Origin of the sequence: Sphingomonas sp. IC081 (assembly GCF_006874585.1) — a bacterium.
Classification (GTDB): domain Bacteria; phylum Pseudomonadota; class Alphaproteobacteria; order Sphingomonadales; family Sphingomonadaceae; genus Novosphingobium.
This window is the reverse complement of sequence record NZ_CP029761.1, coordinates 3,176,500-3,190,026: the sequence shown is the minus strand read 5'-3', so window position 1 is coordinate 3,190,026 and position 13,527 is coordinate 3,176,500. Positions and strand designations below refer to the sequence as shown.

The 13,527-nt window shown below is 66.4% G+C and carries 10 protein-coding genes; 4 read left to right on the top strand and 6 right to left on the bottom strand.

The window, feature by feature from the left end:
• Positions 1-35: 35 nt before the first annotated feature.
• The 5 genes from ygiD to DM450_RS15005 form a co-directional block, all read right to left on the bottom strand.
• The gene (gene ygiD, locus DM450_RS15025) at positions 36-818 is read right to left on the bottom strand and encodes a 4,5-DOPA dioxygenase extradiol (protein ID WP_142636083.1); all 783 of its coding nucleotides are present in this window, start codon (positions 816-818) and stop codon (positions 36-38) included.
• A 268-nt stretch (positions 819-1,086) separates the two neighbouring features.
• Entirely contained in the window at positions 1,087-1,572 is a 486-nt protein-coding gene (locus DM450_RS15020) for a VOC family protein (RefSeq protein ID WP_142636081.1), read from the bottom strand.
• Positions 1,573-1,947: 375 nt separating this feature from the next.
• Positions 1,948-3,162 (bottom strand): aromatic ring-hydroxylating oxygenase subunit alpha, encoded by a 1,215-nt coding sequence (locus DM450_RS15015; RefSeq protein ID WP_142636079.1) that lies wholly within the window; start codon positions 3,160-3,162, stop codon positions 1,948-1,950.
• Between the two features lie 286 nt (positions 3,163-3,448).
• On the bottom strand, positions 3,449-4,738 hold the full coding sequence (locus DM450_RS15010; RefSeq protein ID WP_260609898.1) for a CynX/NimT family MFS transporter: 1,290 nt from the start codon (positions 4,736-4,738) through the stop codon (positions 3,449-3,451).
• A 531-nt stretch (positions 4,739-5,269) separates the two neighbouring features.
• Complete coding sequence (locus DM450_RS15005; RefSeq protein WP_142636077.1) at positions 5,270-7,654, bottom strand: TonB-dependent receptor; 2,385 nt, start codon at positions 7,652-7,654, stop codon at positions 5,270-5,272.
• Positions 7,655-8,073: 419 nt separating this feature from the next.
• Here DM450_RS15005 and DM450_RS15000 point away from each other — a divergent pair, with 419 nt between their 5' ends.
• Positions 8,074-9,096, top strand: a complete 1,023-nt coding sequence (locus DM450_RS15000; protein ID WP_260609897.1) for an aldo/keto reductase — start codon at positions 8,074-8,076, stop codon at positions 9,094-9,096.
• 147 nt (positions 9,097-9,243) lie between these two features.
• Here the strand turns inward: DM450_RS15000 and DM450_RS14995 are convergent, their stop codons facing one another.
• The gene (locus tag DM450_RS14995; protein ID WP_142636075.1) at positions 9,244-11,127 is read right to left on the bottom strand and encodes a potassium transporter Kup; all 1,884 of its coding nucleotides are present in this window, start codon (positions 11,125-11,127) and stop codon (positions 9,244-9,246) included.
• A gap of 141 nt (positions 11,128-11,268) precedes the next feature.
• On the opposite strand from DM450_RS14995, the gene DM450_RS14990 reads away from it, so the two are divergent.
• The 3 genes from DM450_RS14990 (at position 11,269) to kdpA (ending at position 13,527) form a co-directional block, all read left to right on the top strand.
• Positions 11,269-11,553, top strand: coding sequence for a hypothetical protein (locus tag DM450_RS14990; RefSeq protein WP_142636073.1), 285 nt, complete (start codon positions 11,269-11,271; stop codon positions 11,551-11,553).
• Positions 11,554-11,711: 158 nt separating this feature from the next.
• Entirely contained in the window at positions 11,712-11,801 is a 90-nt protein-coding gene (gene kdpF, locus DM450_RS14985; RefSeq protein WP_142636071.1) for a K(+)-transporting ATPase subunit F, read from the top strand.
• Positions 11,802-11,823: 22 nt separating this feature from the next.
• Positions 11,824-13,527, top strand: a complete 1,704-nt coding sequence (gene kdpA, locus DM450_RS14980) for a potassium-transporting ATPase subunit KdpA (protein WP_142637969.1) — start codon at positions 11,824-11,826, stop codon at positions 13,525-13,527.

The window sequence follows — 13,527 nt, the reverse complement described above, 5'->3', positions numbered from 1 at the left end:
CTCCTGTTACGCAGGGAAATCTGGGAAAACGGCGCTTATTCGGCGCCGATGAGCACGCTCGTCATGCTGAGCGACTTGTGCTGGATGAAGTGGGGCGCGAACTCGGCCGGTTCGCCCTCATGGCGCGCGCCCAGCACGTAGAGCAGCGGCAGGAAATGGTCCTCGCTCGGTACCGAAAGCCGCGCGGCATCGCCCAGCGCCTCGTAATCGATCACGACCTTGGGATCGTCCTCGGCAATGGCCTTGCACATGGCGCTATTGAACTGCTCGGCCCACGGGTAGGGCGCGGCGAGCGGGTTGGCCCAGTCCATCGCCGGCAGGTTATGGACGATGTTGCCGGTGCCCATGATCAGCACGCCCTCATCGCGCAGCGGGCGCAGCATGCGGCCGACCAGCCAGTGTTCGGCGGGGCTCTTGGCGAGATCCATGCCAAGCTGGATTACCGGCACGTCGGCCTCGGGATAGGCGTGGACGAGCACCGACCAGGTGCCGTGGTCGAGCCCCCAGTTGGCGTCCAGCTTCACCGGCATCGGTTCCAGCAGTTCGCGCACGCGCTCGGCGAGGTCGGGGGCGCCGGGGGCGGGGTACTGCACGTCGAACAGGGCCTGCGGGAAGGCGCCGAAGTCGTGGATCGTGCGCGGCTGGGCCATGGCGGTGACGGCGGTGCCGCGCGTCTGCCAGTGGGCGGAGATGCACAGGATCGCGCGCGGCTTGCCGATGCGGCCGGCGATCGCGTTCCAGCTTCTGGTCACGTCGCTCTTTTCCAGCGCCACCATCGGGCTGCCGTGACCGTAGAAGACGATCGGAAGACGGCTCATTCGCGTATTGCTCCGTTGCTCTGAGACCCAAGGCTAGGGAGAGCGGGGGCGGATGGTCTTGCGAGCAAGCGCACAAGAACTTGTTGGAAGGGGGCGCTCCGCCTGCCTCAAAACACTCCGTCGCCCCCGCGCAGGCGGGGGCCCCGCTGCCATTTGCTACGGTGCCAAGAAAAGCGGGGTCCCCGCCTGCGCGGGGACGACGAGGTTCGGTGGTGATACGTTTGCCGTTTCCGGGGCGCCTTGTGTTCCGCGGTCCCGGAAATTCGGCTTATTCCTTCGTGTAATCCGCCGGAATCTCGGGATTTTCGCCAGCCTTGCCCCAGAGGATGATCTCGTTGCCCCAGGGGTCGGCGAAGGCGTGGTTGTAGCCGTTGAACTCGGCCCAGTAGTGGTCGCGCCACAGCACCTTGCCGCCCAGTTTCTCGGCGGTGGAGAGGATGCGTTCGTGGCTGTCGTCATCCGACACGAGTACCCAGATACGGGCCTTGCGGCCTTCGGTCGCCAGCGTGCGCGGTTCGACGCCTTCGGGGCTGGGATGGGGCCGCGCGTTGTTCGCGTCGAACACGCCGAGGTGGAGGTTGCCGATCTGGCTGTCGGTCCCGTCCTTGTTCTGGAAGAAGCCGCCGGGAACCATGCGGTGGTAGATCCCGTGCGGGCGCGCATCGTTCTCCCAGCCGAAGACTTCGGCGTAGAATTCGCCGGCCCTGGCGGGATCGTCGGTCGCGAAATCGACGAAGATGAGCGTGTTGGTCATTGCGGAAGGCTCCCTTGGTGTGTGTCCAAGGCCTAGCTGCAGGGAGTTTGCATGCGCGGCACGAGGCGCACGAATCCTTGATTTCCAGCGTCCTTGCACAAATGCACCTAAGCGCACCAGAACGACCCCTAAACGAAAATTTACGCTGACCTTTCCGCGGCACCGGCCCACTCCCCCACCCGACCACCCATCAGGATACACTCGTGGGTGGTCGGGTGGGGGAGTGGGCCGGTGCCGCATCCGGGCGTGAGCCCGGACAAAGGACTCGGCCGCAAGCCATTCGCGGATGCGAATGGCGCACCAAACAAAAAGGCGGCGCCCGACCTAGGTCGGACGCCGCAGCCGTCGGGAATGGGTGACGGTAAACTTGTGAAATCAGGCGTGGAGGCGCGTGACCGGAGCGGCCAAAGGTCTTTGCGGACCGCGACGGCGATCCCACTCGGCGCGGTAGCGTTCGACCAGCCAGACGTTGAGCAGCCGCTGCGCCCCCTCCTGCCAGGAATAGCGACCGCGCGGGGCGAACTTGGAGCGCAGGCCCAGTTGCACCAGTTCGTCGACGTGGAAATCCTGACCCACGATCTCCTCGACCGCGCTGTCGTTCATCTTCATCTTCAACTCGTAGAGCGGATCGTCTATCGCCTCGGGCACCATCAGCGTGCCGATGGTGAGGGCATGGCTCTGGGCCCCGCGCGGGTCCATGATGAGGTAGAGCACGGTATCGTTCAGCACCACCAGCGAGAGGCTGGGCGGCAGGTTCACGAAGAGCAGGCGGTTCTGCTCTTCCTCGGTCAGCTTGGGGAAGACCGGGAAGACCGCCTTCTGCGTGGCGTTGAAGGCGGCGTTCCTGTGCAGCGTGCCGTTGAGCCGGTAATAGGCCGCCGAATCCGCCGGGACATCGGGGAAGCTTGCCAGCCCGCTCGGGATGAAGTCGTGCAGCGGGCCTGCGTGGAGGCGGCTGGCGTGGTAGCCGTCATTGTTGTTTTCCAGCATGACCTTCCAGTTCCACGGGAACACGGTGGGTTCCTCGGGACGGGGGCCGCGCAGGTTTTCGAATTCGTAGTTGGCGACGACCTCTTCGATCCCGGCCAGGCGCGGGGTCAGCGGGGCGGCATCGGCATCGAAGTTGACGAAGATGAAGCCGTGCCAGATCTCGTGCCGGATTTCGGGCAGGCTGGCGGCCTTCTTGTCGAAATTGCAGGTCCTGTTCATCGCCGGGGCGCCGACCAGGGTGCCGTCGAGGTCGTAGGTCCAGTGGTGATAGGGGCACACGAAGGCGCGGGTATTGCCGTGGCCCTCGGCGACCAGCATCGCGCGGTGCTGGCAGACCGAGGACAGCGCCTTGATCGAGCCGTCGCGCGTCTTGCAGATCACCATCGGCTCGTCGGCGCGGGTGACGGTGAAGAAGTCGCCCGGGTTCTCCAGCCATTCGGCGCGGCCGACGCAGAGCCATTCGTGCTCGAACAGCGCGGCTTTCTCGAAGCGGTAGAAATCCTCGTCGACATAGCATTCGGCCGGCAGCGTCTCGGCTTCCAGCGTGCCGAGCGTGGAGCTTTCCAGACTGTCGATGAACGTGTCGGTGAGAATGGTCATTGCTGGCTTCCCGTGTCGTGCCCGTAGCGGGGCAAACTGCGGATCGCCTTGCGGCAATCCCTCGTTACAGGAGGACCCTAGCGAGTCGGGGCGGCCGGCTCTTGGCGCTGGGCGCAGGGACTTTTGGCAAGGCGTTCGTTTGAAAATGCCCGATGGGCATTTTCGTGGCGACACCGGCCCACTCCCCCACCCGACCTCTCATGAAGTGTACCCTGTCGGGAGGTCGGGTGGGGGAGCGGGCCGGTGCCGCCAAAATCCGCGTGTCGCGGATTTTCAAACGAACTTCTTATTCGGCGGGAACCAGTTCGGGGCCTTCGAGCGCTTCCGGTTCCCCGGCGCGGACCGGCGGCGCGGCGGGGGCGCGCAGGAACAGCACCGACATCGCCGTCGCGCCCGCCAGCATCAGGGCGAAGACGAGCAGGGCGGGGCCGTAGCCGCCGGTGACGTCGGCGATGCGGCCGGCGCCGATCGGGCCAAATACGGCGAGCGTGGTGACGGTGGTGGCCATCGCGGTCATGTCCCCGGCAATCCCGGCGCCGAAGTAGCGCAGCAGCAGGATATGCGCGGAGAGCCAGGCCATGCCCCAGCCCATGCCGAACAGCGCGGCGGCGCCGGTGGCGACCAGCACGTGGCTGGCGGTCCACAGCAGCGCCATCGCCAGTGCCTGCACGGCAAGGCCGGCGATGAAGATGCGGCGCGGATCGACGCGTTCGCACAAGGTGCCGGTCACGCCCTTGGCGCCGGTGCCCGCAAAGGCCAGCAGGCTCATCGCGATGGCGCCCGGCGCCGCGCCCTGGCCGAGATTGGCGATATGCGCGACAAGGATCGAATGGGTGGTGGTGACCACGGTCTGCACCACGGTCATGGCCAGCGCGAGGATCACGAAGCTGGGCGTCATCAGCGCCTGCCTGACGGTCCAGACGCTGGCGGCGGGGCCGTCGCTTTCGTGGCCCGCACCCTTGACCTGATCGACGCTCTCCACTTTCACCGCGTCGCGGATGCACACCAGCGAGATCACGCCCAGCACCAGCGCGCTGGCGGCCATGACCATCCAGTGCAGGCGCCAGTTGCCGGTCAGGCCGACGATGGTGCCGACGATCAGCGGCCCGGCAATGCCGCCCGCCGCGCCGGCCATGAAGTAGAAGCCGATCATCCGCGAGGAGGTGCGCGGGAACCACGTCGCCAGCAGGTAGACGGCGGGCGAGGGGGCGACGAGCGAGAAGCCCACGCCCATCAGCGTCGTCGCCACGAAGAACAGTTCCAGATGATGGATCTGCGAGGCGATCAGGAAGCCGGTGGCCAGCACCAGACAGCCCGCGAAGACCGTCATCCGCGTGCCGATCGCCTTCATCAGCAGTGGCGGCAGCGGGCTGGCGAGGCCGCAGGCGAGGCCCAGCAGCGAGAAGCTGAGGCCGGCGGCGGCCTTCGACCAGCCGAGTTCGGCCACCATCGTGTAAAGCACGTAGCCGAGCGAGGTGAAGGTCGTGGCGGTCACGAAAAAGAAGCCGAGCGAGGCCGCGAACATGACCAGGGCGCTGCGCGCTATGCTTGTGGGCATGGACAGTCCGGACGACATGGCAACTCCTGCGGGCATCATGGTCCACGCGGAATCGCCGGACCATCGTGCCTTGCAGGCTGACATGCTGCACCTGCACACTCTTGATGGTGCGCGACTCAATAGTTGATCGCGCCGCGGGGGCAAGCGACTTGGGCTATGGGTGGCGCAAGGGCGGCTTTTGCGAAGGCTCTCTCAAGACCCGCTCGGGCCGAGCGGGTCGAAGCCCGCGGACCAGCCATCTGGGGGCGGCGCCTGGGCTCCCATCCGTAGACAGGCTCAGGATGAGCGGGGGGTGGTGGGTGAGTTTTGCCCTATGTCCCGTCATCCCCGCGAAGGCGGGGATCCCGCTTCTTCTGTCATGCCCCGCTTCCCGAACAGCAGAACGCGCCGGTCTTGCGACCGGCGCGTTCCCCTTAAAACCGACGGTATGACCCGATGGGTTCCGCTTAGAGCAGTTTCCGATCCGATTGCATCGGATCAACTTCTCTAAGATTTTCATCTTACGCGTTTTCCGAGTCATCAGGTGATTCCACCTGATTAGAAAACGCTTTAGAACTTGTACCCGACCGAGAGGATCACCTGACGCGGCGGGATGTAGGTGTCCATGACCTGCGCCGAACCGTAAGGGTCCGAGAAGCGCGAGTTGATGCCGTTCTTGTCGAACAGGTTGATCACGCGCAGGGTCACGTCGGTGTTGGTGCCTTCCGGCTCGTACTTCAGCATCGTGTTGACCTGGGTGTACGAGGGGGTGGTGTCCACCGCGCCTTCGTTGAACAGGCGGTACTGGTACTGGCCGCGATAGATCAGCTGGGCGCGGGCGGTCAGCTTGCCCGGGCCGACTTCGCCGTTCCAGGTGGCGGCGATATTGCCCTGCCAGCGCGGCAGCTTGGGAATGCGGTTGCCCTTGATGTCCTCGCGGGCGGCATCGCGGGCCAGCACGGCGTTGTAGAAGTTGGTCCAGAACAGGTAGTCGGGATAACCCGCCGCGTTCTGGGCATTGGTGGCGTTGGTCGGGTCGAGCGCCAGGTAGTGCGAGGTGAACTCGCCCTCCAGCCATGACAGCGAGGCGTCGAAGCGCAGATGCGTGGTGGGCGCGTAGCTGCTTTCGAGTTCGAGGCCGTAGACCCGCGCCTTGGGCGCGTTGCTGATGCCCTCGCCGTAGAGGATCGGGTCTTCCTCGAGGAACTGCATGTTCTTGTAGTTGTAGAGGAAGGCCGAGGCGTTGAGCTGCAGGGTATCGTCCAGGAAGCGGTTCTTGGAGCCGATCTCGAAGGAATCGACGGTTTCCTGCTTGTAGCTGGGCAGGATCGAATAGCTGCCGCCCGATGCCGAGGCCGAGTTGATGCCGCCCGGCTTGAAGCCGCGCGTCCAGCTGGCATAAAGCATGTTGCTGGGCGTGAACTGGTAGTCCAGCGCCACCTTGCCGGTCCAGGCGTGGTCGCTGCGCGAGCCGGTCGAACTGGGCTGGAGATAGGCGCCCGAAGTCTGGCTGGAGGCGCCGCCGGACATCGAATCGTACATGCCCGAGGACTTGTCGTGGTTGTAGCGCACGCCGGCGGTCAGCTTCAGGCTGTCGGTCAGCGCATAAGTGCCCTGGGCGAAGAAGGCGTAGAGTTCACGCTTGATTTCAGACAGTTCGGCGTAAGTCAGGTTGCCGACCAGCGGGTCGTTCCAGGCGGTGTCTTCGGGCAGCGCGGGGCTGAGGATATTGTCGAGATCGGCCGCGCGGTACTCGTTGATGTACTGGCTGTTCTTCGAATGCAGGTAGACGCCGCCGAGCACCCACTGGAACGGACCGTTGCCGTTCGAGGTGAGGTTCAGCTCCTGGCTCCAGCTCTTGGTATCGGCCTGCCACAGCGGCACGTGGTCGTAGCTGACGCCGGTGTAGCTGACCGGGTTGTAGGTCTGGGCAAAGAAGGTGGCGGCGTCGAGGCCGTCGGCATCCCAGGCCTGCTCGGAATGGAGCTTCTGGTAGCCGGTGATCGACTTGATCGTGGCGAACGACGTGTCCCACTTGACCACGCCGGTATAGAGCTGGGTCTTGACCTTCGAGCGGCCCGGATAGTCCTGCGTCAGTTCGCGGGCATCGGGGTTGGGGTCGAGGATGTTCTTCTGCGCCGGGCCGTTGGTGTTCGAATTGAACTGGATCGTGTTCAGCGTGACCGAGAGGTTCGACAGCGGCTGCCACTTGGCACCCAGGCGCCAGCCGGTCTCGTCCTGGTCGTCGAGGTCGTAGCTCTTGACCCCGGTCACCGCGGTGGCGTGGGCGTAGCCGTCATGCTTGGTGTACTGGAAGGCGCCGCGCACCGCGAGGGTGTCGGTCAGCGGCACGTTGAGCGCGCCCGAACCTTCCATGTAGTTGTAGTTGCCGATCCCGGCGCTGACATTGCCCTTGAGCGCATCGGTGCTCGGCTCGATCGAGACGACGTTGATGGTGCCGCCGGTCGATCCCTGACCGAACAGCGTGCCCTGCGGCCCGCGCAGCACCTCGACTTGCGCCACGTCGATGAAGGCCGCGCTCGCGGCGATCGAGTTGAAGATGTAGACGCCGTCGATGTGGTAGGAGACGCCCGGCTGGGTATTGGTGTTCTCCGGCGTTTCCGAACCGATGCCGCGGATCGAGATGACCCGCTCGCCGCCGCCGCTCTTGGCGATGACGAGGCCGGGAACGGTGCCGTTGAGCCCGGTGATGTCGGTGATGTTGCCGGCCTTCAGCGTATCGTTGGTGATCGCGCTGACCGACAGCGGGGCCTGCTGGAGGCTGACGTCGCGGCGCTCTGCCGTCACCACGATGTCGGTGAGGCCGGACTGGCCGTCAGCCGCGGCGGGGGCCGCAGCGGGTTCGGCATCGGCCGCGTGCGCGGTGGCGGAAGTGAAGGCAAGAAGCGATATGCCCGTGGCCAGGGCATAGGCGAAAGTGGACTTGGTTCTCATGTCAGCTCCCCGAACAGGTCGTAAGATCGATTCCCGGGTCTTGCGGCTCATGCTTGTTGCTGGGTTGGCCGCTTGAAGGGGAACTTGGCGGTTCGATGACAGTCCGGTCTTGTGCAGTTGCGAATAAGTAGTTGACCGCTGTTACCCAGAACATCGGGCGGCACAACGCGGCGATCACGCAAATCCGCCGTTTTTCGGCAGAACAACCCGGCGCGGTCGCGGCCCGGTCTTGTGCACGGCAGCGCATGGGCCGTTCGGGCGCGGACATGGCGGGGCCGGATGGGCGTTTCGGGCGCTCCGCGTCAAGCCATCGGCGCTGCCAGCGACAAGACCGCTCGCGCCGCAGCTGCCATGGGGGCACAACCGGGGCGACCCGCCCCCTTTCGCTCTCCTCCGCCCCCTCTCGCAAGGATGCGCCCATGACTGCGACCACACTCGATACGCCGCCCGTGACCCGCCCGCTGGGCACGACGGGCATGGAGATCAGCCGCGTCGGCTTCGGCGCCTGGGCGATCGGCGGGGCGGACTGGGCGGTCGGCTGGGGCACGCAGGACGATGCCGATTCGGTGCGCGCCATCCGCCACGCGGTGGCGCGCGGGGTGAACTGGATCGACACGGCGGCGATCTACGGCCTCGGCCATTCGGAGGAGGTTGTTGCCCGGGCGCTCGCCGAGATGCCGGAGGCCGAGCGACCTTACGTCTTTACCAAGTGCGGGCAGGTCTGGGATCCGGCCGACCGCCAGTCGAAACGGCGTGTCGGGCGGCGGCAATCGATCATGGACGAGTGCGAGGCCTCGCTGCGCCGCCTGCGGGTGGAGCGGATCGACCTGCTGCAGATGCACTGGCCGGCGGAGGACGGCACCGCGCTCGAGGAATACTGGGGCGCGCTGCTCGATCTCAAAGCAGCGGGCAAGGTGCGGGCGGTGGGGCTGTCCAACCACGATGCGGATCAACTCGAAGCGGCGGCGGCCATGGGCCATGTCGATACGCTGCAACCGCCGCTCTCGGCCCTGAAACGCGCGGCCATCGCCCGCGAGCTGCCGTGGTGTCTGGCGCATGATACCGGGGTGATCGTCTATAGCCCGATGCAGTCGGGCCTCTTGTCCGGGGCCTTTTCGGCCGCGCGGGTGGCAGGGCTGGCGGCGGACGACTGGCGTTCGCGCCATGACGATTTCACCGGCGAAGCCCTGACGCGCAACCTTGCCGTGGCCGCGGCGATGAAGCCGGTGGCCGCGCGGCACGGCGTCTCGCCGGCGGCGGTCGCGGTGGCGTGGGTCCTGGCGGTGCCCGGCGTGACCGGGGCGATCGTCGGCGCGCGCAGCCCGGCGCAGGTCGATGGCTGGGTGGCGGGGGCGAACCTCGTGCTTTCCGATGAGGACCGCGCCGGGATTGCCGCTGCCATTCGCGAAACCGGCGCGGGTTCAGGGCCGGTTCCGGACTGAGCGCCCCGCCCCCTTGTCGCGTCATCCCCGCGAAGGCGGGGATCCCGCTTCTTCTGTCGTGCGGGGCGAGAGGTCGCCCAAGAAAGCGGGGCCCCCGCCTTCGCGGGGGCGACGGAGAGTTTTGTCGGGAGCGCCCCAGTCCCTCCGCTAGATCTCCAGCTGGCTGCCCAGTTCGATCACCCGGTTGGTGGGCAGCTTGAAGAACTCCATTGCGCTTTCGGCATTGCGCACCATGATCGCGAAGAGCTTCTCGCGCCACAGCGCCATGCCCGGGCGGCTGGAGGGGATCAGCGTCTGGCGCGAGAGGAAGTAGCTGGTGTCCATCGCCTTGAACGGGCCGCCGGCACCGTCTTCCACGGCCAGCGCGGCGGGGATGTCGATCTCGTCCATGAAGCCGTAGCGCAAGGTCACGCGGTAGAAGCCCTGGCCGAGATCCTCGACCAGCGCGCGGTTTTCCGGCGCGACATGCGGCACGCCCTGGCCGGAGACGGTCAGGATCACCACGCGATCATGCAGGATGTGGTTGTGCTTGAGGTTGTGCAGCAGCCCCGGCGGCACCCCCTCCACGTTGGAGGCGAGGAACACCGAGGTGCCGCTCACCCGCCGCACCCGCTCGCCGACCGAGCGGATGAAGGTGGCGAAGGGAATCGAATCTTCCTGCAGGCGCTCGCGCATCAGCTGGCGGCCGGTCGCCCAGGTCGTCAGCAGGGTGAACACCACCGCGGCCACCAGCAGCGGGAACCAGCCGCCGTCGGGGATCTTGGTGACGTTCGAGAAGAAATAGAGCGCGTCGATGAACAGGAAGCCCGCCGTGACGCTGCCTGCCACCAGCGGGTGCCACTTCCACACCGCGAACGTCAGCACGCCGAGCATGCAGGCGGTGATCAGCATCGTGCCGGTGACGGCGATGCCGTAGGCCGCGGCCAGGTTGCCCGAACTGCGGAAGCCGAACACCAGCAGCACGACCATGACCAGCAGGCCCCAGTTGACCAGCGGCACGTAGATCTGCCCGGCCGCCTTGGCGCTCGTGTGGAGGATCTTGAGGCGCGGCAGGAAGCCCAGCTGCACTGCCTGCTGCGAGACCGAGAAGGCGCCCGAGATCACCGCCTGGCTGGCGATGATCGTCGCCATCGTCGCCAGCGCGACCAGCGGCAGGCGGGCCCAGTCCGGCGCCATGAAAAAGAACGGGTTCTGGATCGCATCGGGATGGCGCAGCACCAGCGAGGCCTGCCCGAGGTAGTTCAGCAGCAGGCACGGGAAGGCGACGTAGAGCCACGAGATCGAGATCGCCTTGCGCCCGAAATGGCCCATGTCGGCATAGAGCGCCTCGGCCCCGGTGACGGCCAGCACCACCGAGCCCAGCGCCAGGAAGGCGAGCTTCGGGTTCACCAGGAAGAATTCCAGCGCATGGTGCGGGCTCAGCGCCGCGATCACTTCGGGGGCCTGCACGATCGAATGCAGGCCGAGCCCTGCCAGCACCAGGAAGTAGACGATCATGATCGGGCCGAACAGCTTGCCCATCGTCGCGGTGCCGTGCGACTGGATCGAGAACAGCCCGATCAGGATGACCACCGCGATCGGCAGCACGAACTGCGCGAAATCCTCGTTCACCACGGTCAGGCCCTCGACGGCGGAGAGCACCGAGACCGCGGGGGTGATGATCGCATCGCCATAGAACAGCGCGGTGGCCACGACTCCCAGCATGGCGATCAGCGGTGTCCAGCGGCTCTTGCCCAGCTTGCGCCCGATCAGTGCCAGCAGCGCCAGGCTGCCGCCTTCGCCGTTGTTGTCGGCCCTGAGGATGATGAAGACGTACTTGACGGTGACGATCAGCATCATCGTCCAGAACATCAGCGAGATCACCCCGAAGATGTGCAGCCGGTCCACCACCAGCGGGTGATGGCCGATGAAGCTTTCCTTCAGGGCATAGAGCGGCGAGGTGCCGATATCGCCGAACACGACGCCGATGGCGCCGATCGACAGCGCCGCGAGGCTTTCATTGGGGGCGTGATGCCCGGAAGATTCGCTCATGGATCGGGCGCCTAGTCTCGCGCGCGCGAAGGCGCCACAGACTTTATGCTTTCTTTATGCCGCCGGCACAATTCCCCGTGGAACCTTAATGGCCTGAAGGCCCATCTCGCCCCCGTTATCCATTGACGGGAGGCCTGTGTGATGGCCCGAATTTCCTGGCGGCAACGCCTCGCCGCGCTGCGCGGCGGCAAGCGCTGGTGGCCGGCCGAAGTGGTGCTGCGCACCGCCGGCCTGCTGAGCCTGATCCTCGCCGCACGGGTGATCCTGGCCGAGCATCGGCTGGCGATCACCCCGGCGCTGCACGATCCCACGCCGGTCGATCTCGGCCTTTGCGCGCTGTTTGTGGGGCTGCTCAGCCTCGGGCTGTCGCTCAGCTTCTGGGGGGCGGGGCTGTTTCGCCAGATTTCGCTGCCCGGCCATTTCTGACGCCACTTCTGACGCCATTTCTGACGCCATTTCCGACCCTCATTCCAACGGACCAAAGACAATGACCGACCTGTTCTGGCTTGCCGTGCTGGCGGGCCTGTTCCTCCTGACGCTGGGCTTCGCTCGCCTATGCGAGAAGGCCTGAGGATCGCATCACCATGACATTCCCGCTGCTGCTCGCCGGGCTCACCGCGCTCTTCCTGCTGATCTACCTCGTTGCCGCGCTGCTGCGGCCCGAGCGGTTCTGAAGGGCTGCCGATGACCACCGGAATGACTTTTCAGGGCTGGACCCTGATCCTCGTTTTCACCGCGCTTGTCCTGGCGCTCGCCCGGCCGATGGGGGCCTGGCTCTTTGCGCTCTACGAGGGGCGGCGCACGCCGCTGCACCGCGTGCTGGGCCCCGTCGAGACCGGCTTCTATCGCCTCGCCGGGATCGATCCCGGCGCCGAGCAGGGCTGGCGCCGCTATGCGCTGCACATGCTGGTGTTCAACCTCGCGCTGCTGCTGTTCACTTATGCGGTGCTGCGCCTGCAGGCGGTGCTGCCGCTGAACCCGCGCGGCCTTGCCGGGATCGGCGCCGACGGGGCGCTGAACACGGCGGTGAGCTTTGCCACCAATACCAACTGGCAATGGTATTCGGGCGAAGCGGCGATGAGCAATCTCAGCCAGATGCTGGGGCTGACCATCCACAACTTCCTCTCCGCCGCCACCGGCATCGCCGTCGCCTTCGCGCTGTTCCGCGGCTTTGCCCGGCGCGAGGCGCGCACGGTGGGCAACTTCTGGGCCGACTGCACCCGCGTCACGCTCTACCTGCTGCTGCCCGCCTGCCTCGTCTATGCGCTGTTCCTGGTCGCCAGCGGAGTGCCGCAGACGCTTGCGGCCATGGCCGACACCACCTCGCTGGAAGGCCTGCGCCAGTCGATCGCGCTGGGCCCGGTCGCCTCGCAGGAGGCGATCAAGATGCTGGGCACCAACGGCGGCGGTTTCTTCAACGCCAATTCCGCGCATCCCTTCGAGAACCCGGGCGCGCTGACCAACCTCGTGCAGATGCTCTCGATCTTCGCGCTCGGCGCCGGCCTCACCTGGTGCTTCGGCAAGGCGGTGGGCAACACCCGGCAGGGCTGGGCGATCCTGGCGGCGATGCTGGCGATGTTCCTGGTCGGCACCACGGTCACCTACTGGCAGGAGGCCGCGGGCAATCCGGTGCTGCATCACCTCGGCGTCGCGGGCGGCAACATGGAGGGCAAGGAAGTCCGCTTCGGGATCGCCGCCAGCGCCTTGTTCTCGGTGGTGACGACGGCTGCCTCGTGCGGCGCGGTCAACGCCATGCACGACAGCTTCACGGCGCTGGGCGGCATGGTGCCGCTGGTCAACATGCAGCTGGGCGAAGTGGTGGTCGGCGGCGTCGGCGCCGGGATCTACGGCTTCCTGCTGTTTGCGCTGCTGGCGGTCTTCGTGGCGGGGCTGATGGTCGGGCGCACGCCCGAATATCTGGGCAAGAAGATCGAGGCGCGCGAAGTGAAGCTGGCGGTGCTGGCGGTCGCGGTGCTGCCGCTGTGCATTCTTGGCCTCACCGCGCTCTCGGCGGTGCTGCCGGACGGGCTCGCCGGGCCGCTCAACAAGGGCCCGCACGGCTTCAGCGAGATCCTCTACGCCTTTGCCTCGGGCACCGGCAACAACGGTTCGGCCTTTGCCGGGCTCACCGCAGGGACGCCGTTCTACAACGGCCTGCTCGCGGCGGCGATGTGGATCGGCCGGTTCTTCGTGATCGTGCCGGTGCTGGCCATCGCCGGGAGCCTTGCCGCCAAGAAGCACACGCCGGAGACCGCCGGGTCGTTCCCGACCACCGGCCCCTTGTGGATCGGCCTGCTGATCGCGGTGATCCTGGTCCTGGGCGGTCTCACCTTCCTGCCGAGCCTCGCGCTCGGGCCCATCGCCGATCATCTCGCGATGATCTCGGGCCAGCTGTTCTGA